Origin of the sequence: Acidovorax sp. Root402 (genome assembly GCF_001425125.1) — a bacterium.
In the GTDB taxonomy this organism is placed as follows: Bacteria; Pseudomonadota; Gammaproteobacteria; order Burkholderiales; family Burkholderiaceae_C; genus Acidovorax; species Acidovorax delafieldii.
Window position 1 is genome coordinate 818,276 of record NZ_LMDQ01000013.1, and the last position, 26,725, is coordinate 845,000.

The 26,725-nt window shown below is 61.3% G+C and carries 25 protein-coding genes (1 of these 25 only partly in view); 22 read left to right on the forward strand and 3 right to left on the reverse strand.

All coding sequences use genetic code 11. The features are described from left to right. Positions 1–12 precede the first annotated feature (12 nt). The 3 genes from ASC83_RS11100 to ASC83_RS11110 all read right to left on the reverse strand — a co-directional run bounded on the left by ASC83_RS11100 (position 13) and on the right by ASC83_RS11110 (position 4,404). Complete coding sequence (locus ASC83_RS11100; RefSeq protein WP_056061949.1) at positions 13–1,596, reverse strand: alkaline phosphatase; 1,584 nt, start codon at positions 1,594–1,596, stop codon at positions 13–15. A 139-nt stretch (positions 1,597–1,735) separates the two neighbouring features. Continuing rightward, on the reverse strand, positions 1,736–3,271 hold the full coding sequence (locus tag ASC83_RS11105) for a diguanylate cyclase (protein WP_056061952.1): 1,536 nt from the start codon (positions 3,269–3,271) through the stop codon (positions 1,736–1,738). 158 nt (positions 3,272–3,429) lie between these two features. Next, positions 3,430–4,404: an NADPH:quinone oxidoreductase family protein gene (locus ASC83_RS11110; protein ID WP_056061955.1), complete on the reverse strand. Its 975-nt coding sequence runs from the start codon at positions 4,402–4,404 to the stop codon at positions 3,430–3,432. 169 nt (positions 4,405–4,573) lie between these two features. On the opposite strand from ASC83_RS11110, the gene surE reads away from it, so the two are divergent. The 22 genes from surE to ASC83_RS11210 all read left to right on the forward strand — a co-directional run. After that, positions 4,574–5,362, forward strand: a complete 789-nt coding sequence (surE, locus tag ASC83_RS11115; protein ID WP_056061958.1) for a 5'/3'-nucleotidase SurE — start codon at positions 4,574–4,576, stop codon at positions 5,360–5,362. Beyond that, entirely contained in the window at positions 5,362–6,144 is a 783-nt protein-coding gene (locus tag ASC83_RS11120; RefSeq protein ID WP_056061963.1) for a protein-L-isoaspartate(D-aspartate) O-methyltransferase, read from the forward strand. The genes surE and ASC83_RS11120 overlap by 1 nt, the downstream gene beginning before the upstream one ends. A 12-nt stretch (positions 6,145–6,156) precedes the next feature. Continuing rightward, positions 6,157–7,083 carry a peptidoglycan DD-metalloendopeptidase family protein gene (locus ASC83_RS11125; RefSeq protein WP_056061966.1) on the forward strand — a complete coding sequence of 309 codons (927 nt, stop codon included), beginning with the start codon at positions 6,157–6,159 and terminating at the stop codon, positions 7,081–7,083. Between the two features lie 5 nt (positions 7,084–7,088). Then, positions 7,089–8,132, forward strand: a complete 1,044-nt coding sequence (locus tag ASC83_RS11130; protein WP_056061969.1) for an RluA family pseudouridine synthase — start codon at positions 7,089–7,091, stop codon at positions 8,130–8,132. A 147-nt stretch (positions 8,133–8,279) separates the two neighbouring features. Then, positions 8,280–9,029: an SMC-Scp complex subunit ScpB gene (gene scpB, locus ASC83_RS11135; protein ID WP_056061972.1), complete on the forward strand. Its 750-nt coding sequence runs from the start codon at positions 8,280–8,282 to the stop codon at positions 9,027–9,029. Then, on the forward strand, positions 9,029–10,597 hold the full coding sequence (locus ASC83_RS11140) for a pseudouridine synthase (RefSeq protein WP_056061975.1): 1,569 nt from the start codon (positions 9,029–9,031) through the stop codon (positions 10,595–10,597). Before scpB ends, ASC83_RS11140 begins: the two co-directional genes overlap by 1 nt. Before the next feature lie 89 nt (positions 10,598–10,686). After that, positions 10,687–11,112, forward strand: coding sequence for a nucleoside-diphosphate kinase (gene ndk, locus ASC83_RS11145; protein WP_008905954.1), 426 nt, complete (start codon positions 10,687–10,689; stop codon positions 11,110–11,112). 90 nt (positions 11,113–11,202) lie between these two features. Further along, positions 11,203–12,315, forward strand: coding sequence for a 23S rRNA (adenine(2503)-C(2))-methyltransferase RlmN (rlmN, locus tag ASC83_RS11150; RefSeq protein ID WP_056061978.1), 1,113 nt, complete (start codon positions 11,203–11,205; stop codon positions 12,313–12,315). A 33-nt stretch (positions 12,316–12,348) separates the two neighbouring features. Further along, positions 12,349–13,182, forward strand: a complete 834-nt coding sequence (gene pilW / locus ASC83_RS11155) for a type IV pilus biogenesis/stability protein PilW (RefSeq protein WP_056061981.1) — start codon at positions 12,349–12,351, stop codon at positions 13,180–13,182. Further along, complete coding sequence (locus ASC83_RS23525) at positions 13,175–14,110, forward strand: RodZ domain-containing protein (protein WP_082522417.1); 936 nt, start codon at positions 13,175–13,177, stop codon at positions 14,108–14,110. Before pilW ends, ASC83_RS23525 begins: the two co-directional genes overlap by 8 nt. Beyond that, positions 14,110–15,390 carry a flavodoxin-dependent (E)-4-hydroxy-3-methylbut-2-enyl-diphosphate synthase gene (ispG, locus tag ASC83_RS11160; RefSeq protein ID WP_056061984.1) on the forward strand — a complete coding sequence of 427 codons (1,281 nt, stop codon included), beginning with the start codon at positions 14,110–14,112 and terminating at the stop codon, positions 15,388–15,390. The genes ASC83_RS23525 and ispG overlap by 1 nt, the downstream gene beginning before the upstream one ends. Positions 15,391–15,542: 152 nt before the next feature. After that, entirely contained in the window at positions 15,543–16,805 is a 1,263-nt protein-coding gene (gene hisS / locus ASC83_RS11165; RefSeq protein WP_056061987.1) for a histidine--tRNA ligase, read from the forward strand. 14 nt (positions 16,806–16,819) lie between these two features. After that, positions 16,820–17,518 (forward strand): tetratricopeptide repeat protein, encoded by a 699-nt coding sequence (locus ASC83_RS11170; protein ID WP_056061990.1) that lies wholly within the window; start codon positions 16,820–16,822, stop codon positions 17,516–17,518. Positions 17,519–17,520: 2 nt separating this feature from the next. Continuing rightward, positions 17,521–18,684, forward strand: a complete 1,164-nt coding sequence (bamB, locus tag ASC83_RS23530) for an outer membrane protein assembly factor BamB (protein ID WP_082522419.1) — start codon at positions 17,521–17,523, stop codon at positions 18,682–18,684. A 13-nt stretch (positions 18,685–18,697) separates the two neighbouring features. Next, positions 18,698–20,041 (forward strand): ribosome biogenesis GTPase Der, encoded by a 1,344-nt coding sequence (der, locus tag ASC83_RS11175; RefSeq protein ID WP_056062205.1) that lies wholly within the window; start codon positions 18,698–18,700, stop codon positions 20,039–20,041. Positions 20,042–20,146: 105 nt separating this feature from the next. Then, positions 20,147–20,401, forward strand: coding sequence for an RNA chaperone Hfq (hfq, locus tag ASC83_RS11180; RefSeq protein ID WP_015013419.1), 255 nt, complete (start codon positions 20,147–20,149; stop codon positions 20,399–20,401). A gap of 93 nt (positions 20,402–20,494) precedes the next feature. Next, a complete protein-coding gene (gene hflX / locus ASC83_RS11185; RefSeq protein ID WP_192418921.1) occupies positions 20,495–21,640 on the forward strand; it encodes a GTPase HflX in 1,146 nt (381 codons plus the stop codon). A 53-nt stretch (positions 21,641–21,693) separates the two neighbouring features. After that, on the forward strand, positions 21,694–23,064 hold the full coding sequence (gene hflK / locus ASC83_RS11190) for an FtsH protease activity modulator HflK (RefSeq protein WP_056061996.1): 1,371 nt from the start codon (positions 21,694–21,696) through the stop codon (positions 23,062–23,064). 9 nt (positions 23,065–23,073) lie between these two features. Then, complete coding sequence (gene hflC, locus ASC83_RS11195; protein ID WP_056061999.1) at positions 23,074–23,982, forward strand: protease modulator HflC; 909 nt, start codon at positions 23,074–23,076, stop codon at positions 23,980–23,982. Positions 23,983–24,012: 30 nt separating this feature from the next. After that, entirely contained in the window at positions 24,013–24,192 is a 180-nt protein-coding gene (locus tag ASC83_RS11200) for a DUF2065 domain-containing protein (protein WP_347707488.1), read from the forward strand. A gap of 90 nt (positions 24,193–24,282) precedes the next feature. Continuing rightward, positions 24,283–25,431, forward strand: a complete 1,149-nt coding sequence (locus tag ASC83_RS11205; RefSeq protein WP_056062005.1) for an ATP phosphoribosyltransferase regulatory subunit — start codon at positions 24,283–24,285, stop codon at positions 25,429–25,431. A 27-nt stretch (positions 25,432–25,458) separates the two neighbouring features. Continuing rightward, positions 25,459–26,725, forward strand: the 5' portion of a protein-coding gene (locus tag ASC83_RS11210) for an adenylosuccinate synthase (protein ID WP_056062008.1). The gene runs 110 nt beyond the window's last position; the window shows 1,267 of its 1,377 coding nt (coding positions 1–1,267); the start codon lies at positions 25,459–25,461; its stop codon lies off the right edge, out of view.

Below are 26,725 nucleotides of genomic sequence, written 5' to 3' on the forward strand. Positions count from 1 at the left end.
TCCCAGGTCGCCTCAGGCTGCCTGGGGTCCCGCGCGGCCGTCTTCCACCACAAACCGGGCGAGCGTGGAGGCGCCGCTGTCAGCGCGCAGCGGGTCGTCCACCACACGCAGCGTGGTGGACCAGCGCGTGGGGGTGATGTCGGCCAGGCCGTAGCCGCGCTGGTCGCAGCGTGCCAGCAGCACATGCGGGTTGTGGCGGGCGATAGCGTCCACCTTGGCCTGCGTGGTGCCCGACCGCGAACTGATGGACGTGCCACAGAACTCGCTGGCCACCACGGCCGAGTCTGCGCGAGCGGCATCGCCATGCACGCGGCAGACGTAGTTCTGGTGGATGTCTCCGCCCAGCAGCACCGTGTTGCGCGGCGTGTGCCGGGCCACGGATTGCAGCAGGCGCTGGCGTGCAGCGGGGTAGCCGTCCCAGGCGTCGGTGGGCACCGTGCCAGAGGGGTAGTGGCGCGGCGAGAACAGTGTCTGCTGTGCGATCACGCTCCAGCGTGTGGCCTGTGCGCTGGCTGTGTCGGCGGCCAGGCCCGCGTCCAGCCAGCGCTCTTGCGTGCTGCCCAGCAGGCTGCGCTGTGGCTGGGCCAGCTCGGCGCAGTCGGCGGGCCGCACGGCGGGTGCGCTGCTGGCCTCGGGCGTGCGGCAGGCCTGCCAGCTGCGGTATTGGCGGCTGTCGAGCAGGTGCACGTGCGCCAGCCGGCCCCAGCGCAGGCGGCGGTAGATCTGCAGCGTGTCCCAGCCGGTGGCGGACGCGGGTCCCCGGAGGCTGGTCGTGCGCAGCGGCATGTTCTCGTAAAACGCCTGCCAGGCCGCGCTGCGCTGGGCCAGAAAGGCGGCGCTGCCCGGGCTCTCGCCACGGCCCGCCTCGGCGGCATAGTCGTTTTGCACCTCGTGGTCGTCCCAGGTCACGGCCCACGGGCAGGTGGCATGGGCCAGCTGCAGGGCGGGGTCGCTTTTGTGCAGTGCGTAGCGGTCGCGGTAGTCGGCCAGCGTGGTGGCATGGCGCAGGCTGTGGGTGCGCGCCAGATCGGTGGTGGTTTTGGGTGTGGCGTATTCGTAGATGTAGTCGCCCAGGAACAGCACCAGGTCTGGCTGGTCAGCGGCCAGATGGCGCCAGGCCGCGTAGTGCCCATGCTCCCAGCGCTGGCACGAGGCAAACGCCACCCGCAGCGCCCCGGGCATGTCGCCCGCCGCAGGCGCGGTGCGCGTGCGGCCCGTGGCGCTCACCGCGTCGCCCAGCATGAAGCGGTAGTGGTACCAGCGTGCGGGTTGCAGGCCTTGCAGCTCCACATGCACGCTGTGGCCCAGCGCGGGCAGCGCAGTGGCCTCGCCCTTTTGCACGATCTGGGCAAACCCAGCGTCATGCGCCACCTCCCACCGCACGGTGTGGGTGCTCAGCATGTGCGCTGGATCGACCAGCAAAAGCCGCGTCCAGAGCACCACGCCATCAGGCGCCGGGTCACCACTGGCGACGCCGAGGGCAAAGGGGTTGTTTTGCAGCGCGGGCGGATTGCTCCAGGCCCAGCGGGGGAGGGTGGCGACGGAGGCAGCCAGGGCTGCATGTCGCAGAAACTTGCGCCTCAATTGCGGAGTCATCGCGGGGCGCGGGGTCGCTGCGCGGCGCTCAGAACTGGCACGGCCCAAGCCAGCGTCACCGCGCAAGGGCCGCCCCGCCGCGTTGGCGGCGTCCCCCCTCTGGGGGGAAGGCGCCGAAGGCGACACAGGGGGGAGGTGGTCACGCCGCCATCACCCGGTTCTTGCCCGAGCGCTTGGCCAGATACATCGCCTGGTCGGCCCGCACGATGGCGTCGGTGGCGCTCTCGCTTTCGACCAACTGGGCCACGCCCGCGCTGAAGGTGATGAGCACCTTCTCGGTGCCTTGCAGGAAGAAGCGCGTGGTCAGTTCGCGCTGCAAGCGGGTCATGGCCGCCACGCCGGCTTCGACGGTGGTGTCGGGCAGCACGATGACGAACTCTTCGCCGCCGTACCGTGCCAGCAAGTCCTGCGGCCGCATGACCTCGCGCGTGACCTGCGCCAGGTGCACCAGGGCAGCGTCGCCCCCCGCGTGGCCCAGCCGGTCATTGATGGTCTTGAAGTTGTCCACGTCCAGCAGTGCCAGGCACAGGGACGAGCCCAGGCGGCGGGCGCGGGCGATCTCGCGTTCCACGGCCTCGTCCAGGCCCTTGCGGTTGAGGCTGCCCGTCAGCGGGTCGTGGCGGGCCTGGGCGCTGGCGCGGTCCAGTTCTTCCTGCAGCTTGGCGACCTCGGCGCGCTTGGCCTCGGTTCGCTCGCGCAGGTCCTGCAGCTCATCGTGGGTCACGCGGCTGTCGAGCGCCATGGCGCGGGTGGCGCTCATCACCTCCTGCAGCACCGGGGCGATCTCCTGCAGCGTGCTGGCCTTGCCGATCAGGTCCGCGCAACGCTCCATGGTGCCCTGGTAGCTGGTGCTGGATGCGGTGATGCGCGCCAGCCGCTCGATGAAGGTGGCCAGCATCTCCTTCATCTGCTCTTGCGCCTCCAGCGACCGCGCCTTGGCTTCGGTCTGCTTGAAGATCACGTCCTTGAGCCGGCGCTGCACATCGTCCAGCCGCCGAAGCGTCAGGGGCGGGGTCGAGGCACTCATCAGCGCCTCGGCCTGGCCCTGCAGCCAGCGGTCGTCCACGCTGAGCACGGCGATGTTCTCGAAGATCATGTGCAGCAGCTCGAGCAGGCTCGCGCGGATGGAGGCTTGTTCTTCGGTGGCGAACGACAGGCGGTAGCTGAAGTTGCCCAGCATGAGTTGCGCGGTGGTCACCAGGGGCGTGGGTTCGCGCAGAAAGGTGATGAGCTGCTGCGCCATGTCGATGACGCGGGGATCGTCGTCACCCAGGGCGGGCAGGGTGTTGTCGATGAGGCGGGCCAGGGCTTCGGCAAACTCGGCGGGCAGTTCGCCCAGTGCGGTGGGCGCATCGGCCACCTCGATGGGTTTGGAGGCAGTGGCCGGGTGCAAACCCAGGTTGGCGTAACCCACCATCACGCTTTGCAGTGATGTCCAGTCCTTGGTGATGATGGCGCGTTCGAACTGGCCCAGCAGGCGTTTTTGCGCAGGTGTCTGGCCGGGCAGCACACGCTGGATGCTGCTCAGCGGTCCCTCGGGGAAAGGCTGCGGGCTGCGGATGCCCGCTATTTCATCGTAGATCGCGAGGTAGTTGTCTGGCGTGGGGGCCAGTCGGCGAGCGGCCAGTTGTTTGAGCGTCTCGCGCGCGATCTCGGAAGGTGGTCGGTCGGCCATGGGCGGGCACCAGTGTCAGGAGGCTGGAATGCACAAGTGTGACACAGGCAAGGCGCTGTGCGTGCTGGCACACCGGGCCGCACGGGTATGCCAGCCAGTAACATGGGGAGGACCCCTTGCGAGATCTGCCCACACGTTCCAAAGGGGGCGGCTGGCCGTCAGTTCACCATGACCAGCTTGCCCATCACCCCGCGCGAGCCCATGTGGGCATAGGCGGCGGGCAGCTCGGCCATGGGCATGGTGCGGTCGATCACGGGCTTGATTTTGCCCTGGGCATACCACTGTGCCAGCTCGCCCATCATGGCGGCGTTGGCCTTGGGTTCACGCTTGGCAAAGTCGCCCCAGAACACGCCCACGATGGACGCGCCCTTGAGCAGCGCCAGATTGAACGGCAGGGCCGGGATGGGGCCGGACGCAAACCCGACCACCAGATAGCGGCCGCGCCAGGCGATGGAGCGGAACGCGGGCTCGGCGAAGTCGCCACCCACGGGGTCATAGATCACGTCGGGGCCTTTGCCGTCCGTGAGGGTCTTGATGGCCTCGCGCAGGTTGTCCTTGCTGTAGTTGATGGTCGCGTCGGCTCCGATGGAAGTGCACAGCGCGCACTTTTCGTCGCTGGATGCGGCAGCGATCACACGTGCGCCCATGGCCTTGGCGATCTGAATGGCGGCCGTGCCCACGCCCCCGGCAGCGCCCAGCACCAGCACGGTCTCGCCCGCCTTGAGCTGTGCGCGGTCCACCAGCGCATGGTGCGACGTGGCGTAGATCATGATGAAAGCGGCTGCATCGACATGCGAAAAGCCGTCTGGCAACGGCATGCACAGGGCTGCGGGTGCAATGGTGTGGGTGCCAAAGCCGCCGGTGCCCGACAGGCAGGCCACGTTCTGGCCGACCTTGAGGTGCGTGACGCCTTCGCCTACGGCGGCGATCACGCCCGCGTATTCCGAGCCAGGCACAAAGGGCAGCGGCGGCTTCATCTGGTACTTGTTCTGCACGATGAGCAGGTCGGGGAAGTTCAGGCTGGCGGCCTTGATCTCGATGAGCACCTCGCCCGCCTTGGGGGTGGGGGTGGGCAGCTCCGTCCAGGCAAGTGCCTCGACGCCGGTAGGGTTGGTGCAAAGCCAGGCATGCATGGGGAAGTCTCCTGTCGGTCGGTCTTGTCAATGATGGCCCGCATGATAGGTGGGGCGCTGGCGTGCCGGATGTCCCACGAGCGACGGGCTGCGGCGACGGCTTCTCTGGCGCCCTCGGGCGCAGCAATGGCCTGCCCACCTACAATCCGTTGCAACCCCTACCCAGACCATGAAGATCCTGATTTCCAATGACGACGGCTTCCAGGCCCCCGGCATCGTCGCGCTGCATGATGCGCTCAAGACCCTCGACGGGGTCGAGGTGGAGGTCGTTGCGCCAGAACATAACAACAGTGCCAAGTCCAACGCGCTGACACTGCATTCGCCGCTGTATGTGCACAAGGCGGCGAATGGCTTTCGCTATGTGAACGGCACCCCGGCAGACTGCGTGCACATCGCGCTGACTGGCTTGCTCGGCTACCGGCCCGACCTGGTGGTATCGGGCATCAACAATGGCGCCAACATGGGCGACGACACCATCTATTCCGGCACGGTGGGTGCGGCCATGGAGGGATATCTCTTTGGCGTTCCGGCCATCGCTTTTTCGCAGGTGGACAAGGGCTGGGCCGAGCTGGAGGCCGCCGCGGCCAAGGCGCGTGAACTGGTGGCGCAGATGCGTGCGCAGCAACTGGTCAACGAAACCCCCTGGCTGCTCAATGTGAACATCCCCAACATGCCGCTGGAGGCCTTGCGCCCGGTCAAGCTGTGCCGCCTGGGGCGCCGCCATGCGGCGGAACGGGTCATCGTGCAGGAAAGCCCCCGGGGCGAAGCCATGTACTGGATCGGCGGTGCTGGTGCTGCCAAGGACGATGCAGAAGGCACGGACTTTCATGCCACGGCCCAGGGCCATGTGTCCATCACGCCCCTCAAGGTGGATCTGACCGATCACGACAACCTCGGTTACTGGGCGCAGACCGCCGCCCGTTTGGCGGCGGGGGCGGCTGCCGCCCCCGGGGCGTGATGCAGCGCCGCCCGGGTTTTCCGGCCAGGCTGCCGGTGTCCGGTAACGCCGCTATGGGCAAGCCGGCGGTAGCGCCGTCTTCCCCCGCACAGCGGAAGCCGGTGGTGGCCGCGGCACCTGCCGGAGTGGGGCTGGATTCGTCGGCCGTCCGGGCGCGGATGGTGCAAAAACTGGCGGCGGGCGGCATCACGTTGGCCCCCGTGCTGCAGGCCATGGGTGCTGTGGAGCGCCACCGGTTTGTGGACAGTGCCCTGGTCAACCAGGCCTACGAAGACACCAGCCTGCCGATAGGCTTGGGCCAGACCATCTCCAAGCCCAGCGTGGTGGCTCGCATGTGTGAGCTGCTGCTGGGCGCAGAGAGCGCCCGCCATGGCGGGCTGGGCCGTGTGCTGGAAATTGGGACGGGCTGCGGCTACCAGGCTGCGGTGCTGAGCCTGCTGGCCCGCGAGGTTTACACGCTGGAGCGCCTGCGTGGCCTGCACGACAAGGCACGCGACAACTTGCGGCCGTTCCGCCTGGCCAACGTGCACCTGCTGTTTGGCGACGGCATGCTCGGCTATGCCAAAGGTGCTCCGTACGCGGCCATCATTGCCGCAGCCGGGGGCGATGCCGTGCCCCTGGCCTGGTGTGATCAATTGGCCGTGGGGGGGCGCCTGGTGGCACCCATGGCACTGACGGGCGGGCAGCAAATGTTGCTGGTGATCGACAAAACCCCGCACGGATTGAAACAAAACGTGCTCGAACCCGTGCATTTTGTCCCCCTAAAATCGGGGATTGCGTAAAGGGAATTGCTTATGTTCGTATCGCGTGGTCTTGTGGTGGGTTTTACCGTGGCAATGGCGGGGCTGGTGCTCTCCGGCTGTGGCACCCGCATGAACAAGGCTCCTGTGGAAGATCGGGGCACCTCTTCGTCGTCTTCCGCCCCAGCGCCCGCAGCACAGCCGGGCGTGGTGGTGGGTACCCCCGTCAAGCCTTTGCCTGGTGCAGAAAACGCCGGCAAACCGGGTTACTACACGGTCAAGCCTGGGGATACCCTGATTCGCATCGGCCTGGAGTCTGGGCAAAGCTGGAAAGACATTGCCCGCTGGAACAATCTGGAAAACGCCAACCTGATCGAAGTCGGTCAGGTGCTGCGCGTGCTTCCTCCGTCCGCTGCCCCGGCGGCGGTGGCCTCTGAGAGCGGGGTGGTGACACGCCCGGTCACATCATCCTCCGTCGCTCCAGCCAGCACGCCCGCTGCGGCTCCTGCATCGGCAGCCAGCGGCGTCAAGCCTGCTGCCTCTGCTGCGTCGGGCACGGTGGTGGCGGTGGCGCCAGCCACGCCGGCACCTGTGGCAGCGCCAGCGGGCGAGGATGAGCTGGCGTTCATCTGGCCTGCATCGGGTTCGCTGATTGCCGGGTTTGACGAGGCACGCAACAAGGGCTTCGACATTGCCGGCAAGGCGGGTGACCCGGTACTGGCGGCGGCGGATGGCCGTGTGGTCTATGCCGGTGCCGGTCTGCGCGGCTATGGCAACCTGGTCATCCTGAAGCACAACAACACGTTCCTCACCGCTTACGCACACAACCAGACCCTGTTGGTCAAGGAAGACCAGGCGGTGCGCAAGGGCCAGAAGATCGCCGAGATGGGCAACACCGACGCAGACCGCGTCAAGCTGCACTTTGAAATCCGCCGGCAGGGCAAGCCTGTCGATCCCACACGCTATCTGCCATCCCGTTGAGTCCGATGGCGGATCACTCGCCGGGCGGTGGTCCCGAAGCGTCTGAGGTGACGACAGCGCAGGAGGGCGATTCCATCCTGCTGGCCGATGAATCGGAAGCCCTGGCTGACGCGGACAGCGAGCTGCGCTCGCTGCAGATGGGCCCAGGCCAGCACGCCGAGCGGCTGGACCGTGCGCTGGTGGAGCTGGTTCCCGAGTTCTCCCGCAGCTATCTTCAGCAATTGCTGGCCCAGGGGCTGGTCAGTCTCAATGGGAAGCCTGCTTTCAAGGCAGCCGCGCGGGTCAAGGCTGGTGACCTGGTGGTGCTGGAGATGCGGCCCACCCTCCAAAGCCAGGCCTTCCGGCCTGAGCCCATGGCGATTGATGTGGTGTACGAAGACGAGCACTTGCTGGTGGTGAACAAGCCCGCAGGCTTGGTTGTGCACCCTGCGCCAGGCAACTGGAGCGGCACCCTGCTCAACGGCCTGCTGGCCCGCGACGACAAGGCACTGCGGGTGCCACGGGCTGGTATCGTTCACCGTCTGGACAAGGACACCAGCGGTCTCATGGTGGTCGCCCGGGACCGTGCGACCATGGACGCCCTGGTGGCGCTGATTGCTGAGCGCAAGGTCAAGCGCCAGTACGTGGCCATGGCGCATGGTGCCTGGACGGGGGGGGCGACCCGCTCGGTGGATGCCCCCATCGGGCGGGACCCTCGCAATCGCCTGCGCATGGCGGTGGTGGACTTGGCGGTCCACCCTGGCAAAACCGCCCGCACGGATTTCCTGTGTCTGGAGGGATGCGAGCGTGGTTGCTGGGTGCAGTGCACCTTGCACACCGGGCGCACGCACCAGATTCGCGTGCACATGGCGTCTCTGCGCCATCCTTTGGTGGGTGATGCCTTGTACGGTGGCACGCCGGTCGGCGCCTTGCAACGCCAGGCCCTGCACGCCTACCGGTTGGCTTTTGCGCATCCGGTGACGGGGGATCCTCTGGAGTTTCGTGCCCCTGTACCCGACGATATGCGCCTGGCGCTGTCAGAATGGGGTCTGGGCTACAATGCGCCCTGAACGGCCGTGACGGCCCTAGCCCGCAGCCGGAATCCCGCCGGGCTCTACCAAAGCACCAGCGCCATTGCGCGGTGCACCAATGATTGCCCCTGCTGTTGATGTGACACCCGTTGCAACGCGTGGCACTTTTCCAGGAATCGCTGAACCATGAACACGGTGGATGCCAAAAGGGTCCTCGAAACTGCGTTGATCTGCGCGCAGCAGCCCGTGCCCGTGCGCGAGCTGCGGGTATTGTTCAATGACGCGCTGGGGTCCGACACCCTCAAGGTGCTGTTGCAGGAACTGCAGCTTGATTGGGCGCAGCGTGGGGTGGAGCTGGTACATGTGGCAACGGGATGGCGCTTCCAGAGCCGTCCTGAAATGCGTGAATACCTAGACCGTCTGCATCCCGAAAAACCGCCCCGCTACACCCGGGCCACCATGGAAACCCTGGCCATCATTGCCTACCGGCAACCGGTCACGCGCGGGGATATCGAGGACATTCGGGGTGTGACGGTCAACAGCCTGATCATCAAACAGTTGGAAGACCGGGGTTGGGTGGAGGTCATTGGCCACCGCGAAACGGTGGGGCGCCCGGCGTTGTTCGCCACGACCCGCCAGTTTCTGGACGATATGGGCCTGCAGTCTCTGGACCAACTGCCGGTGCTCGATGACCCGACAGGCAATGCGAATGTGTTGGAAGCCATGGCAGCCGCCGCCCAGGGAGCCATCGGGGGTGAGCCTGATCTGCTGGCGGTTTTGCCGCACGAAGTCGGTGGGCAAGAGCCAGTGGAGTCTGTCGAGGCTGTGACTGATACGGGTGGTAAGCGGCTCGTGGATGATTTTTTTCAGAATGTGGAGACTGATCTCCGCGACGACCATGTTGATACCCCGGGTGGTATCCAGGGAACTACTTGATGAACGACTCGACCTCCGAAAATCCGGCCGAAGTGCCTGGGTTGAATGCCGCTGATACGGTACCTGCTGCCAAAAAGCCGGCTGCCAAGCGGGCTCCTCGCAAAAAGGCGGAAGCTGTCCTTGCAGAGGAAGCGGTGCCTGAAGCCGTGGTGGCGATGCAGGTCGGTACTTCGGTGCCTGTGTCGGAAGCTGCAGCGCCAGAGGTGCCTGTGGCCCAGGTGCAGGCGGTTGTCATGGACTCGATATCTCCTGAGGCGGTCGTATCGGCGGCCGACGGCGAGGGCAATACTCGGCAGGCAGGGAGGCCTCCTCGTGGCGAATCTCGTGAACGGCCTCAGCGTCCTGATGGGGCAGGGCGCGACAAGCGCAGAGCTGCCCCTGTCGTTGAGGGCTATCAGTTTGAGGATGTAGTGTCCGGTCGTTTCGACGAGGAAGATGCCTCCGCAGACGCGGTGCCGCAGAAGCGGGTGCTGCTGCCGCAGGTCGAGACACCTAAACTGCACAAGGTGCTGGCCCAGGCAGGGCTGGGATCGCGGCTGGAGATGGAGCAATTGATCCTGGAGGGGCGGATCTCGGTCAACAACGAACCTGCTCACATCGGACAGCGCATTCAGTTTGGCGATCAGGTCAAGGTCAACGGCAAGCCGATCCGCTATCGCATCGACCCCCCTCCGGCGCGCGTAATCGCATATCACAAACCTGTGGGCGAGGTCGTGACCCATGACGATCCCCAGAATCGACCCACCGTCTTTCGCAAGCTGCCCCGGCTCATGCAGGGCAAGTGGCAGTCGGTAGGACGCCTGGACCTGAACACGGAGGGTCTCTTGCTGTTCACCAGCTCGGGCGAGCTGGCGAACAAACTGATGCATCCACGCTTTGGGTTGGAGCGCGAGTACGCCGTTCGGGTGCTGGGTGCTCTGAGCAACGAGGAAAAACAAAAACTGCTGGACGGCGTGCGCCTGGATGACGGTATGGCATCGTTTGGTTCCATCGAGGACGGTGGTGGAGAGGGTTCCAACTGCTGGTACCGGGTCACCATCTCCGAAGGCCGCAACCGTGAAGTACGCCGCATGCTCGAATCGGTGGGTCATGCGGTCAGCCGCCTGATCCGCATCCGCTACGGTGCCATGGTGCTGCCGCGCGGCCTCAAGCGCGGAGCCTGGCTGGAACTGGACGAGAGTGATATCCGCGCACTGGTTCAGGCCGCAGGTGCTGGGCGCCCCGAGCCTGTTGAGGGCCGTCCTGAAGGGGCTGGTGCTGGCGGGCGCAATGGCAAGCCGCGCAACCGTGGCCGTGGTGGGCCACGCGGTGATGGCTCGCGTCGGGACATGTCGCAGCCAGCCGTCCCTGGTGGCCCCCGTGGCCAGAAGCCGCGCCGCGATGGCGGCCAGGGCCCTGCCCGTGGCAACAACGCTGCAGGGGGCGATCGCCAGCGTGGGGGCTCGGCACAGCCCGATCCGATGAAAACGTCGGTGGGCTACATCGGCATGGACAGCCTCTCGCGCCACCGCCAGGACAAACGACGGCCCGGTGGCGGCGGTCCCCGGCGCGGAGGTGGTGGGCGCTGAGTGCTCCTGCCTTCACGCTCCCCGGTTAGAATCGAGGGCTTTGTCCGGTGGACAAACGAATCACAGCAACAACCATTCAGGAAATCAACATGGCAATCGAACGCACTCTCTCCATCATCAAGCCCGACGCAGTGGCCAAGAACGTCATCGGTCAGATCTACGCTCGCTTTGAAGCTGCCGGCCTTAAGGTCGTGGCAGCCCGTATGGCCCACCTGTCGCGCCTGGAAGCCGAGCAGTTCTATGCAGTGCACAAAGAGCGTCCTTTCTTCAAGGACCTGGTGGACTTCATGATCTCCGGCCCTGTGATGATCCAGGCCCTGGAAGGCGAGAACGCCATCCTCAAGAACCGCGAACTCATGGGCGCAACCGACCCCAAGAAGGCAGAAGCTGGCACCATCCGCGCCGACTTCGCTGACAGCATCGACGCTAACGCTGTGCACGGCTCCGACGCCGCTGAAACTGCACAGGCCGAAGTGGCATTCTTCTTCCCCGGCCTGAATATCTACTCGCGCTGAGATGGTGATGCTCCCCATGCCCGTACCCACCCTGGTGGGAGTCCCGTGTCATGGGGGTAGCTATGCTTGGTCTCCAGTGGGTTTGGCACCATGAGCACGAATCTGCTGGAATTCGACCTCGACGGTCTGGCGGCGTTTTGCGAGCGGCTGGGGGAAAAGCGCTTCCGCGCCACCCAGCTGTTTCGTTGGATTCATCAGCGCGGTGCCAGCGATTTCGACGCCATGAGCGACTTGGCCAAGGCCTTGCGTGACAAGCTCAAGGGCTGCGCGCAGGTCGAGTCACTGCCCGTTATTTCAGAGCATGTGTCCTCGGACGGCACTGTGAAGTGGCTGTTTGATGTGGGTGATGGCAACGCGGTGGAAGCCGTGTTCATCCCGGAGGATGATCGTGGAACCCTCTGTGTGTCATCGCAGGCGGGCTGCGCTGTCGGTTGCCGCTTCTGTTCTACAGGCCATCAGGGTTTCAGTCGTAATCTGACGACGGGTGAGATCATCGCCCAGCTGTGGTTTGCAGAGCACTCCCTGCGTAAGCGCTTGCAGACTGAAGACCGTGTGATCTCGAATGTGGTCATGATGGGCATGGGGGAGCCGCTGCAAAACTATTCGGCATTGGTCCCTTCGCTCAAAGTGATGCTGGACGATCACGGGTATGGCCTGTCGCGCCGCCGCGTGACGGTGTCTACATCGGGCGTCGTGCCCATGATAGACCGCCTTGCGCAAGACTGTCCCGTGGCACTGGCGGTATCGCTGCATGCACCCAATGATCCCCTGCGCGACAACCTGGTGCCGCTCAATCGCAAGTATCCGATCGAGGAGTTGCTGGAGGCTTGCAACCGCTATTTGGCGCATGCCCCCCGTGACTTCATCACGTTCGAGTACTGCATGCTTGATGGTGTCAATGATCAGGCGGAGCATGCGCGCCAACTGATCGAGTTGGTCAAGCGCAGTGGTATTCGCTGCAAGTTCAATCTGATTCCTTTTAATCCGTTTCCCGCATCAGGGCTGTTGCGGTCCCCGCAAAATCAGGTGCAGGCCTTTGCCAAGATACTCAGTGACGCGGGCATTATCACCACGGTGCGCAAGACGCGCGGTGATGACATTGACGCGGCGTGCGGTCAATTGGCTGGGGATGTCAAAGATCGTACCCGGGCCGCAGAACGCATGGCAAAACAGCGCACAATCGTGCTCAAACCGGTGACTTGATCAGGCAGTTGGCAAACTTCAAGGAGGCTCTACATGGCGGGAATGGTTGGACGCTGGCAGCATATTGGCCGCTGGACACTCACGGCATGCAGTGCGGTGGTTTGCATATGGGCGCTCCAGGGGTGTGCAACAAACGCATCGTCTGCAGTCAGTGACGCCGATGCGGGCTTGGTGACTCCGTCCGATGAGCCTGAGTCGCGGCGCCGCGCTCGCATCCGGCTGGAGTTGGCCTCCAACTATTTTGAATTGGGGCAAACGGCGGTCGCACTGGATGAAGTCAAGCAGTCGCTGGCTGCAGATCCTTCTTATGCCGATGCTTTCAATCTTCGTGGCCTGATTTACATGCGCCTGAGTGACTATGCACAGGCCGAAGACAGTTTCCGCCGTGCCTTGTCGCTAAGGGCAAATGACTCCAACGTACTGCACAACTATGGCTGGCTAATGTGCCAGCAGCAAAAGTACGTGGAGGCCGACCAATATTTTGTCCGAGCCATTGCCAACCCCGCCTATACAGCGCGTGGCAAAACGTGGATGGCCCGTGGCCTGTGCCAGTCAGGGGCGGGGCAGTTTCCCGAAGCGGAACAGTCTTTCTTGAAGGCCTATGAATTCGATGCTGCGAATCCGGTGGTCGGTTATCACCTCGCAGCGCTCTTGCTGCGGCGCAACGAGTTGTCGCGTGCGCAGTTTTACATTCGACGGCTCAACAACAGCGATTTCGCCAACTCTGAATCGTTGTGGCTGGGCATCAAGGTGGAGCGGGCTTTGGGCGACACCGTGGCAATGAGGCAACTGGCTGCTCAGTTGCGCAAGCGCTTCCCGGATTCCAGGGAGCTGGGTGCATACGAACGTGGGGCTTTCAATGAGTGAGGTGGTGGAGAGCGGAGTGACGGCGGGCGGCTTGCTCAAGGAGGCCCGGCAGGCGGCAGGCATGCACATCGCAGCCCTGGCGGTTGCGTTGAAAGTACCCGTCAGCAAGTTGGAAGCCCTGGAGGCAGATAACTACACAGTGCTGCCTGACACCGTATTTGTGCGCGCGCTGGCTTCGAGTGTTTGCCGTACCCTCAAAATTGACCCAGCGCCCATTTTGTCTTTGCTTCCCCAAAGTCAAAGTCCTCGTCTGTCTGTGGACAGCGCGGGTATCAATGCACCTGTGAAGGGTAGTGCCGGCAAATCTTCGTCGTCCTCTTCGGCGTCATTCGCGGGTTCAGGTTCCGGCTCGCGTTCGGTGGTGTTGGTCGTTCTTGCACTGTTGGTGGGAGCAGTGGTTTTGTTCTTTGTCCCTCGGCATTCCACGCCAGGGGATTCTTCCGATCCAGTGCCCGTTGCGGTGCCAGATGCTTTGCCGGCCAATGCCTCCGAGCCTGCACCTGCAGTGGTGCCACCAACGGTGGAGCGCCCCGCCGATGCATCTATTTCTGCATCGCCCGCCGCTGCTTCGGCGGCTTCGGTGCCTGTGTCTGCTGCGCCACCTACCGCTGCACCTCCAGCGCCTGCTGCCGCTGGCAGTGGCGTGTCTGCGAGCGCTGTTTCGGCCGCTGATGGCGCGGCAGATGCTCCCTCCGGTCCCCTGGTGCTGCGCGCGCGCGGTGCGTCATGGGTGCAAGTTCGCGATGCCAATGGTGCACTGGCGTTGCAACGCAATCTGGCGGCGGGAGAGTCGGTATCGGTGTCGGCACCCACGCCCCTGGCAGTGATTGTCGGTCGCGCTGACGCGACGGAAGTGGTTGTTCGAGGAAAGCCGTTTGATCTGACGGCAGTCGCCCGTGAAAACGTGGCGCGTTTCGAGGTGAAATAGTGGAAAACTCCCCGATTGATTTTGGGCCGGTGGCGATTGCTTCGCCCTTACCTAGACGTTCGCGCCAAGCGAAAGTTGTCTGGGGTTCGCGTGTGGTGACCGTGGGGGGGGATGCTCCCGTGCGCGTGCAGTCCATGACCAACACCGACACCGTCGATGCCATTGGGACCGCGATTCAGGTCAAGGAGCTCGCTCAGGCGGGGTCGGAGTTTGTCCGCATCACCGTTAATACGCCAGAAGCTGCTGCAGCGGTACCGTACATCCGAGAGCAACTGGATCGCATGGGTGAGAACGTTCCCTTGGTGGGCGATTTTCACTACAACGGACACCGCCTGCTCACCGAGTTTCCGGACTGCGCCCAGGCTTTGTCCAAGTACCGAATCAACCCTGGCAATGTGGGCAAAGGTGACAAGCGCGATAAGCAATTTGGTCAAATGATCGAGGCTGCCATGCGCTGGAACAAGGCTGTGCGCATCGGTGTCAACTGGGGCAGTCTCGATCAGGAGTTGCTGGCTGAGCTGATGGATACGAACAGCCGCCGCAGCAATCCATGGGAGGCTCGTCAGGTCATGTACGAGGCCCTCATCACATCGGCCATTGAATCTGCGCGTCGTGCAGAGGCCATGGGGATGGACGGCAACCAGATCATCTTGTCGTGCAAAGTCAGCGGAGTGCAGGATCTGATTTCGGTGTACCGCGAGTTGGCACGCCGTTGCGACTACGCTTTGCACCTGGGTCTCACCGAAGCCGGTATGGGTACCAAGGGAACGGTTGCTTCGGCGGCCGCATTGTCTGTGCTGCTGCAAGAGGGTATTGGCGATACGATTCGTGTGTCGTTGACACCCCAGCCCGGCGAGGCGCGTACCCAAGAGGTGGTTGTGGCATCCGAAATCTTGCAGGCCTTGGGCATGCGGGTTTTTGTGCCCAGCGTTACCGCTTGCCCGGGATGTGGCCGTACCACCAGCACCACCTTTCAGGACCTGGCCAAGCAAATCGACGATTTCCTGCGTGCGCAAATGCCTGTGTGGCGCGTGCGTTATCCGGGTGTGGAATCGCTACGGGTTGCAGTTATGGGCTGCATCGTCAATGGGCCGGGTGAAAGCAAGCACGCAGACATTGGAATCAGTCTGCCGGGGACGGGTGAGGCGCCTGCCGCCCCTGTCTTCATTGATGGCGAGAAGGCAATGACCCTGCGCGGTGACGATATCGCCAATGAATTCCATCGCATCGTCGAGCAGTACATCGAAAAGCGTTTTGGCGCCGGGGTGTCTGCTGCTTGACCGGTAGTGCTGCAGCCACCCGCACCGTAAAGCCTCGGGAGGTGGTCTGTCCAGCTTATGTAAATTTCCGCTAGACCTAGAAAAGAAGCGCTGTGAGTAACGAAAAAAGCAGTCCCTCGTCCAAACCAGAGAAGCTGGTTGCGGTGAAGGGCATGAACGACATCCTGCCTCCGGAATCTGCCCGTTGGGAGTGGCTGGAGGCCAAGGTGCGCGACCTGATGGCGCGCTACGCCTATCGCAATATCCGCACACCCATTGTCGAACCCACACCGTTGTTTGTACGTGGATTGGGCGAGGTCACCGACATTGTCGAGAAAGAGATGTACTCGTTTGAGGACCGTCTCAATGGGGAGCAGCTGACGCTTCGCCCCGAAGCGACAGCTGGTGTGGTGCGTGCGGTTGCAGAGCACTCCATGTTGTACGACGGCGGTAAGCGCCTGTACTACATGGGCCCCATGTTTCGTCATGAGCGTCCCCAACGCGGACGCTACCGCCAGTTTCACCAGATCGGCGCCGAGGCACTGGGGTTTCCGGGGGCCGAGGTCGATGCCGAGTTGATTCTTCTGGCAAGTGCCCTGTGGCGCGACCTTGGCCTGCAGAACGTGCGTCTCGAACTCAACAGTTTGGGTCAGCCGGACGAGCGCAAGGCTCACCGGGCTGCATTGATCGCGTATCTGGAACAGCACGTCGATGCTCTTGACGAGGAGGCGCGTCGGCGGCTGCACAGCAACCCTCTGCGCATCCTCGACACCAAGAATCCCGCGATGCAGTCGCTGGTGGAAGCGGCGCCTCGTTTGATTGACTTTCTGGGTCAGGAGTCTTTGGCGCATTTCAATGCCGTCAAGGCCATTCTTGATGCCAATGGGATAGCTTGGACTGTCAATCCTCGCCTGGTGCGTGGCATGGACTACTACAACCTCACTGTGTTCGAGTTTGTGACGGATCAGTTGGGCTCGCAGGGCACGATCTGCGGTGGGGGGCGCTACGACTACTTGATCGAGCAAATCGGTGGCAAGGCCGCACCGGCGGTGGGTTGGGCGTTGGGGGTCGAAAGGGTACTGGAGTTGCTCAAGGAGCAGCAAAGTGCCACCCCTTTGCTGGTTCCGGACGTCTATGCCATTGTCCCTTCGGCGGCCGCGTTACCTCGGGCTGTGGCTACTGTCGAGCAATTGCGCCAACATGGTGTTCGTGTCCAGATGCACGCGGCCCCTTCGCTGGAGGGCATGGGCAGTATGAAATCGCAATTCAAGAAGGCTGATGCCAGTGGTGCAATGCACGCGCTGGTGTTTGGCGATGATGAGCTGTCTCGTGGCATGGTGACTGTCAAAGCCTTGCGTGATGGCGCAGGTGAGCAAACCGAGCGCCCGCTGGACTTGGTCGCGCAATGGTCGGCCACCCTACAATCCACCCGCTAACCCAATCACTTTCCATGGCAAATCATCTCGACCTTGAAGAACAAGAGCAGCTAGACCAGCTCAAGCATTTTTGGAACACCTGGGGCACGTTGATCAGCTCCGTGGTCATTGTCGTTGCAGGTGCAGCGGCTGCTTGGAACGGTTACCAGTACTGGCAAACCCGGCAGGCCACGCAGGCGGCTGCGTTGTTTGATGCTGTGGATGTGGCTGCGCGGTCTGCCGATAACGTCCGCATGGAACAAGCTTTTGCCGATCTGAAGTCTAAATATGCAGGGACTGTCCAAGCTGGGCAGGCAGGCTTGACCCTCGCCAAGGCCATGCAGGGCACTGGTAATGTCGAAGGCGCCAAAGAGGCGCTTATGTGGGTTGCAGAACAATCGTCTGACGAGGGCCTCAAGGCCTTGGCCAAGTTGCGATTGGCTGGTGTGCTCATGGATCAAAAGAACTATGACGAAGCACTCAAGCAACTATCCAGCAGTGTCGCGCCGGAATTCTCCTCTGTTGTGGCGGACCGCAAGGGTGACGTCCTGATGCTCCAGGACAAGCGTCAGGACGCGATTGCTGAGTACAGCAAGGCATATAAGGGGTTCGAAGACAGTGTCGAGTACCGCCGTCTGGTGGAAATCAAGCTGAACGCGCTGGGTGTCTCGCTGCAAGGTGTGAATGTGGCTTCTGCTGTCTCTTCAACCGCAACACCTGCGGAGTCCAAATAACCATGTCGTCGCCTATCAACGCAAGGTCAGGGCACCAATTGTTTGTGCGCGGTCTGGTGGTAGCACTAGTGGCTGCCACGTTAGCCGGTTGTTCTTTGTGGAGCGCCGACAAGTCTAAGCCTGTGCCTGCCGACCTCGGAGCCAATGTGGCCGTTCTGGGCGTGCGGCAAGCATGGACTGCGCGCGTTGGCAATGTGGCTGGATTGCCATTGGAGGTCCATGTTGCTGGCAATGTGGTGACCGTCGCGTCAGCTGATGGTGCGGTGGCAGCCCTGGATGCGCGTACGGGGGGGGATATCTGGCGAGCAGCGCTGGCTGAGCCTCTGTCAGCAGCTGTGGGTAGCGATGGCAAGTTCGCGGCGGTGGTATCGCGTAACAATGCACTGATCGTTATTGATGGGGGGCGTGAGCGCTGGCGTGAGACGCTCGCAGCTCAGGTATTCACACCACCTCTGGTTGCAGGCGGTCGTGTTTTCGTGTTGTCGGCAGATCGATCCGTGTCTGCCTTTGATCTGTCGACAGGTCGTCGTCTCTGGTCCCAGCAGCGCCCCGGGGAGCCTTTGATATTGCGCCAGGCTGGTGTCTTGACCGCTGTGGGTGACACGCTGGTGGTGGGGTTGTCAGGCCGTTTGGTCGGATTGAATCCTGATAATGGCAGTGTGCGATGGGAGACCCCCATTGCCAGCGCACGGGGCACCAATGATGTGGAGCGCCTTGTCGAGTTGGTGGGGCGCACCAGCCGTGTGGGAGAAACAGTGTGCGCTCGATCCTTTCAAGCTGCTGTGGGTTGTGTGAACACGGCAAGGGGAACGACCATCTGGACGCAGCCTGCTAGCGGAGCAGAAGGCGTTCACGGCGATGCAGAGGCCATTTTTGGTTCTGAGAGCAATGGCACTCTTGTTGCGTGGCGCCGCGCGGATGGTTCACGCTTGTGGGGTATCGATCGACTTAAGTACCGCAAACTCACGGCGCCGCTGCTTCTAGGGCGTTCGGTAGTCGTCGGTGACGACTCGGGTTTGGTGCATTTGCTGTCCCGTACAGATGGGTCACCCCTGAACAGGCTGGCGACAGATGGGTCTGCCATCGCTGCTGCCCCAGTCGTGGCTGCAGATACCCTGGTGGTTGTTACCCGCAATGGCGGCATTTACGGATTCCGTCCAGATTGATCGGTCTTATTCAATGAAGCCAGTTATCGCCCTCGTGGGGCGTCCGAATGTCGGCAAGTCCACGCTCTTCAACCGTCTGACCAAGTCGCGCGACGCTATCGTCGCTGACTTTGCAGGGCTCACGCGTGACCGGCACTACGGTAACGGCAAGCAAGGAAAACACGAGTACATCGTCATTGATACCGGTGGCTTCGAACCCGACGCTTCCAGCGGCATCTACCGCGAGATGGCCAAACAAACTCAGCAGGCGGTCGCCGAGGCGGACGTGGTGATTTTTGTGGTGGATGCCCGTGCAGGTGTCTCCGCGCAAGACCACGACATTGCCAATTACTTGCGTCGCTTGGGCAAGCCTTGCGTGCTCGTCGCCAACAAAGCGGAGGGCATGCTCCAGGGCGTCCAACTAGCGGAGTTCTATGAGCTGGGGCTGGGCGAGGTTTATCCTGTGTCTGCGGCGCACGGGCAGGGCATACGCAGTTTGGTTGACATTGCGCTGGAGCCGCTCAATCTGCCTGAGCCTGACGATTCGGATACGGCGTTGGACAAGGGCGTAATCAAGCTTGCCGTGGCGGGGCGCCCCAACGTGGGTAAGTCCACCCTGATCAACACGTGGCTTGGCGAAGAGCGACTGGTGGCATTTGATATGCCCGGTACGACCCGCGATGCCATCACTGTGCCTTTTGAGCGCAATGGTCAGCGCTTTGAGCTGGTGGATACTGCAGGACTGCGCCGCAAGGGGAAGGTGTTTGAGGCTATCGAAAAATTCTCGGTAGTGAAAACGCTCCAAGCCATCGAGTCCGCAAATGTGGTGCTGTTATTGCTCGATGCCACCCAGGGGGTAACGGACCAGGATGCCCATATCGCGGGCTATATTCTGGAGAGTGGCCGCGCTGTGGTTCTGGCGGTGAACAAATGGGATGCCGTGGATGACTACCAACGGCAGCTCTTGGAGCGCTCCATTGAGACGCGGCTAGCGTTTTTGAAGTTTGCTTCGTTGCACTTCATTTCTGCGAAGAAGCGTCAGGGGCTTGGCCCTCTATGGACATCTATTGCCCAGGCCCACCGGGCGGCCACCTGCAAGATGTCCACGCCAGTGCTCACCCGACTGTTGCTGGAGGCAGTTCAGTTCCAAAGCCCCAAGAGGGCGGGGATGTTCCGCCCCAAAATGCGGTATGCGCACCAAGGCGGCATGAATCCGCCCGTGATCGTGATCCATGGTAACTCGCTGGAGCACGTGACTGATGCTTACAAGCGATTCTTGGAAGGGCGCTTCCGCAAGGAGTTTGATCTTGTGGGGACCCCTTTGCGCATTGAGATGAAAACCTCGCACAATCCTTTTGCGGACAAAGACGAGGCTTGACGACAAAGGCTCCTCAGTCGAGGGGCCATGTGTGTTAAAGCCAGAGCGTGCGTCTGGCTGTGGTAAGGTGCTGGTTTACAACAACACTTGAACACGGAGAATATCGTGAGCAATAAAGGCCAGCTTTTGCAAGACCCCTTCCTTAACGCATTGCGTCGGGAGCATGTTCCAGTGTCCATCTATTTGGTCAACGGGATCAAGCTGCAGGGGCAAATCGAGTCTTTCGACCAGTATGTGGTGTTGCTGCGCAATACTGTGACGCAGATGGTTTACAAACACGCGATTTCTACGATCGTTCCAGGTCGGGCGGTCAATTTCTCTACCTCAGAAACCCCTGATGCTGACAGCAGCAACTCTTGAGTTGTTGTCTGGTAGCGGGGCTCGCTTTCTCAGCGAGGTAGAGCAGGGAGAGGGTGGTTGGCTTTGAGTTCGGCTTCCGCATCCTCGTCCGCTATGACGCCGGTGTTGCTGGTGGGCGTTGATTTTGGTCTCCCCCACTTCGATGCTGAGTTGGAAGAGTTGGGACTGCTCGCCCAGACGGCGGGTTTACGGCCTGTTGCTCGCATTACGTGCAAGCGGAAAGCGCCGGACGCGGCACTCTTTATTGGCTCTGGCAAAGCGGATGAAATTCGCACCTTGGCCCAGATGCATGGGGCATTGGAGGTGCTGTTTGACCAATCACTCAGCCCCGCGCAGCAGCGTAATCTGGAACGTCATATCGAGCTTCCCGTTAATGACCGCACGTTGTTGATTCTGGAGATCTTTGCGCAACGTGCGCGAAGCCACGAAGGCAAGCTTCAGGTTGAGCTCGCCAAGCTGCAGTATGTGAGTACACGGCTGGTGCGGCGCTGGTCTCACCTGGAGCGCCAGACTGGCGGTATCGGTGCCCGGGGCGGTCCGGGTGAAAAGCAGATCGAGCTGGATCGACGGATGATTGGTGACGCGATCAAGCGCACCAGAGAGCGCTTGATCAAGGTCAAGCGTCAGCGCTCCACGCAGCGGCGCCAGCGCGAGAGGCGCGATACCTTCAATATTTCGCTTGTTGGGTACACCAACGCGGGTAAGTCCACGCTTTTTAATGCTTTGGTGAAAGCGCGAGCGTATGCAGCGGATCAACTTTTTGCCACGCTAGACACTACAACACGCCAGTTGTATCTGGCAGATGCGGCGCGATCTGTTTCTCTGTCCGATACGGTGGGCTTTATCCGGGATCTCCCGCACGGATTGGTGGATGCCTTTCAGGCTACGCTGCAAGAGGCTGTCGATGCAGATCTGCTGCTTCATGTGGTGGATGCTTCCAACCCGGATTTCCCGGAGCAGATGGCGCAGGTGGAGCGGGTGTTGCTGGAAATTGGTGCCTCGGATATCCCGCAGATACTGGTGTTCAACAAGCTTGACGCATTGCCCGAAGAGCGACGCCCCTCCCTGCTGGTAGACCAATACGAAGTGGGGGGGCAGTCGCTTTCCCGTCTGTTCGTAAGTGCTCGATCTGGAGAAGGTCTTGATGATCTGCGCCGCGCTTTGGCCGATAGGTTGCTGGCTACGCGTGAGGATATGACCCCAGCAGACGCCCTTGAATTGCCGGATGTGTTGCCCTGATTGGGCACAATGCATGATCGAATGACGCCATCAGAGAACCAGAGATTTTGCGCATGAATTTTCATACTCGCACCCTACGCTGGGCTCCATTGCCGGACCGTATTCGGGGCATGTTCAATCTGAACGATCCACGCTGGGGTCGCGGGGATGATAAGTCGGAGGACGGTAACGTGCGCCCTGAGGATCGACCTGCAGCGCCACCCGCAGGTCAGAGGGGTGGGGATCAGCGGCCAAGCAATGGCCAGCAGCCGCCTGATCTCGACGAGCTCTGGCGTGACCTTAATCGCAAGCTTGGCAGTCTGTTCGGGGGAAAGAATGGTTCTGGTCGTGGCCCGGGAGGAGGGGCTGGCGGTGGCTTTCAACCTGATATGAAAAGCGCCGGTGTGGGTGTGGGCTTGATTGCTGGCATTGCGTTCGTGATCTGGATGGGCACAGGTTTCTTCATAGTGCAAGAAGGCCAGCAAGCCGTCATTACGCAATTCGGTAAGTACAAAAGCACAGTGGGTGCAGGTTTTAACTGGCGCTTGCCTTACCCAATTGAGCGTCATGAGCTGGTTTTTGTGACACAAATTCGCTCCGCTGATGTGGGGAGGGACACGGTCATCAAAAGCACGGGCTTGAGAGAGTCCGCGATGCTGACCGAAGACGAAAACATCGTGGAGATCAAGTTTGCTGTTCAGTATCGTCTGAGCGATGCCAGGGCATGGCTTTTCGAAAGCAAGAATCCCTCAGATGCCGTGGTTCAAGCAGCTGAGACCGCCGTTCGCGAGGTGGTGGGCAAGATGCGCATGGACACGGCATTGGCTGAAGAGCGAGATCAGATTGCGCCTCGCGTTCGCGCGCTCATGCAGACCATATTGGACCGTTACAAAGTTGGCGTAGAAGTTGTTGGCATCAATTTGCAGCAGGGCGGTGTGCGGCCGCCTGAGCAGGTGCAGTCCTCCTTTGATGATGTCCTCAAAGCTGGACAGGAGCGAGAGCGTGCCAAAAACGAGGCACAGGCTTACGCGAATGATGTGATTCCACGCGCTGTGGGCTCTGCCTCTCGTCTGAACGAGGAGGCTGCTGCGTACAAGGCGAGGATCGTTGCACAGGCTCAAGGTGACTCGCAACGGTTTGCTTCTATCTTGGCGGAATACCAGAAGGCTCCGCAGGTAACCCGTGATCGTATGTATCTGGACACGATGCAGCAGATTTATGGCAACGTGACCAAGGTGCTGGTGGAGTCGCGTCAAGGCTCCAATTTGCTGTACCTTCCGCTCGACAAAATTATGCAAGGCGTAGCAAGCGGGTCCGGAGCGCTGGATGCCCCTGCGGCCACCAGCGTGCCTCCAGCGGTGTCACCGGCAACACCCGCACCAACCTTTTCGAATGACGCTCGCGCGCGCGACACCAGCCGCACCCGTGAACGTGAATCCCGCTAGGAGTAGTTCGTGAACAGAGTCGGTTTTATTGCATCTACCCTTCTGGTGGTGCTTGCTCTCATGAGCTCCATGCTTTTTGTTGTGGACCAGCGGCAGTTTGGAGTGTTGTATGCACTGGGTCAGATCAAAGAAGTGATCACGGAGCCTGGCCTCAATTTCAAGCTGCCTCCTCCATTTCAGAACGTCACCTACATAGACAAGCGTTTGCTGACCTTGGACAGCACGGACACCGAGCCCATGTTGACTGCTGAAAAGCAGCGTGTCGTTATCGACTGGTATGTGCGCTGGCGCATTTCCGAGCCCACTGAGTACATTCGCAACGTTGGGCTGGATGAGACGGCGGGCGCCATGCAGCTCAATCGGGTGGTTCGCAATGCTTTCCAGGAGGAGATCAACAAGCGCACGGTGAAAGAGCTACTCTCACTCAAACGCGAAGCGCTGATGGCTGATGTCAAGCGCGAAGTCTTGGAGACAGTTCGTGGTTCCAAGCCCTGGGGGGTTGATGTGGTGGATGTGCGTATTACCCGTGTTGATTACGTGGAAGCCATCACTGAATCTGTGTACCGGCGCATGGAAGCGGAGCGAAAGCGCGTGGCCAACGAGTTGCGGTCTACAGGTGCTGCAGAAGGCGAAAAGATTCGTGCAGACGCAGATCGTCAGCGCGAGATCACAATCGCCAATGCCTATCGGGATGCTCAAAAGCTGAAGGGTGAGGGCGACGCGGAAGCGGCCCGCATCTACGCCGAAGCGTTTGGCAAAGATCCTCAATTTGCCCAGTTTTATCGCAGTCTCGAGGCGTACAAGGGCAGTTTCAATAAGAAAAGCGATGTGATGGTGCTGGACCCATCGTCCTCTGACTTCTTCAAGGTCTTTCGCGGCTCAGCGTCTGCATCGGCGCCTGTTGCTCCACGCAAGTAAACAAGTGGCGCTGGTTATGAGAGGTGAATGATGTGGGACAGTCTTTGGACGGCATTTGCCTTGGTCCTGGTAATTGAGGGTTTTTTGCCTTTTTTGTCCCCCCAGGTCTGGAAGCGTACAGTTGCACAGATCGCTCAATTGCAGGATGGCCAAATACGCTTTTTCGCATTGTTGGCCCTTGCTGCGGGTCTTCTGATGCTTTGTTTCTGAACGCTGTCACACCTCTCGACTAGGAGATTCCTTGGGGAGTCTCGCCCGGTCCCGGTAGAATCACGGTTTTAACAGCCTCCCCTTTTCTCCATGTCTGCTTGGGTCCTTCCGGATCACATTGCCGATGTCTTGCCGTCTGAAGCGCGGCACATCGAAGAATTGCGTCGCGGGCTGCTTGATACAGCCCGTTGTTATGGTTATGAGTTGGTGATGCCCCCGCTGTTGGAGCATCTGGAATCTCTCCTTACGGGCACTGGCGAAGCGCTGGATCTGCAAACCTTCAAACTGGTGGACCAGCTATCTGGTCGTTCCATGGGGCTGCGAGCTGATACGACTCCGCAGGTTGCTCGCATCGATGCGCATTTGCTCAATCGCAAAGGTGTGACACGTCTTTGCTACTGTGGTCCTGTGTTGCACACGCGTCCTGACCGCCCGCATGCCACCCGCGAGCCTCTTCAGTTTGGTGCCGAAATCTATGGGCATACCGGGCTGGAGGCCGATCTTGAGGCTTTGCAGTTATCTCGGGAGTGTTTGCGAGTTGCCGATGTACGCGATACAACCATTGATCTTGCGGACGTGCGCATCGTCCGAAGCCTGTTGACTGGTGTGAGCGTGAGTCCGCAACTGCTCAGCGGAATTCATTCTGCTTTGGCGGCCAAGGATGCGGGAGAGTTGAGAGTCTTGACGCGTGGCTTTCCTGAGGATTCTCGGCAAGGCCTTCTCGCTCTTGTCCAGTTATATGGAGACGCTGCTGTTCTGGCTGAGGCTGAAAATGCGCTGAAGCGCATTTCTGGTGTGTCTCAAGTGCTATCAAATTTGAAGTGGTTGGCGTCGCGTCTTGACGGAGCCTCTGTCACTTTCGACTTGGCTGATTTGCGTGGATATGCCTACTACAGCGGTGCGCGCTTCGCGATCTATGCGCCCGGTGCCAGCGATGCCCTGGTGCGCGGCGGCCGGTACGACGAGGTGGGGGCAGTGTTTGGCCGAAATCGTCCTGCGGCGGGATTCAGTTTGGACATCAAGCAGGTGGTTGGCGTGGTGCCACCCCGTGCGCTGAAAGCCGCCATTCGTGCTCCTTGGGGCGAGGCCGCGGATGTGAATGCTGCGATTGGAGAGCTTCGGTCCGCCGGGGAAACAGTGGTGTGTGTTTTGCCAGGGCACGAGAGTGAGGTGGATGAGTTCCACTGTGATCGTGAACTGGTTCAGGTTGCGGGCCGTTGGGTCGTGCAGGCTGTTTGAGCAATTGTCATTTGAATTGGGTTTGAGATGAAAGCAACCAAAGGTCGCAACGTAGTGGTGGTCGGTACCCAGTGGGGCGACGAAGGCAAAGGCAAGTTGGTCGATTGGCTGACGGAGAGCGCTCAAGGGGTTGTGCGTTTCCAGGGGGGGCACAACGCTGGCCACACACTGGTGATCAATGGTGTGAAGACGGCGCTGCATTTGATCCCGAGCGGCATCATGCGCCCTGGGGTCAAGTGCTACATCGGCAATGGCGTGGTACTTTCTGCAGCGAAGTTGTTTGAGGAAATTGAGGGGCTTGAGAAAGCCGGTGTCGAGGTTCGTTCGCGCCTGCGTATCAGTGAGGCTTGCCCGCTGATCCTGCCTTTCCACGCGGCAATTGACGTTGCGCGTGAGGCGGCCCGAGAGCAGGGGGGGGCTGAGAAGATTGGTACCACCGGCCGTGGCATTGGTCCAGCTTACGAGGACAAGATTGCCCGCCGTGCCTTGCGCGTACAGGACTTGAAGTACCCCGAGCGATTTGCTTCCAAGCTGCGCGAATTGCTGGATTTGCATAACCATGTATTGACCACGTACCTGGGCTCTGCAAAGTTCGTTTTTGGCGATGCGCTGAAGCCATACATCCAGGATGGTAAGGTGCAGTTTGATGTCGTGTACGCCGAAGCCATGCGCCATGCAGAGTTGCTGAAGCCCATGATGGCTGATGTGTCGCGTGAGCTGAATGAGGCGAATCGCGCGGGTGCGAACCTTCTGTTTGAGGGCGCTCAAGGGACCCTGCTGGATGTAGACCATGGCACATACCCGTATGTCACCTCCAGTAACTGCGTGGCGGGGAATGCTGCTGCAGGATCTGGCGTGGGGCCGGGCATGCTTCATTACATCCTCGGTATCACCAAGGCGTATTGCACCCGCGTGGGTGGCGGGCCTTTCCCTACAGAGTTGGATTGGGAAGTGCCTGGTACGCCCGGTTATCACATGAGCACGGTGGGCGCTGAAAAGGGAGTGACAACGGGGCGTAGCCGTCGCTGTGGCTGGTTTGATGCAGCTTTGTTGAAGCGCAGCGCCCAAGTCAATGGTCTTACTGGCCTTTGCATCACCAAGCTGGATGTGCTGGACGGGTTGAACGAGTTGTTGCTGTGCACGGGCTACGAGCTCGACGGTCAGCGTATTGATTTGCTTCCCATGGGCGCAGAGGACATCGCTCGGTGCACGCCAATTTATGAAACGCTACCTGGCTGGAGTGATTCCACCGTCGGGGTGACCGATTACGACAAACTGCCCGAAAGTGCGCGCC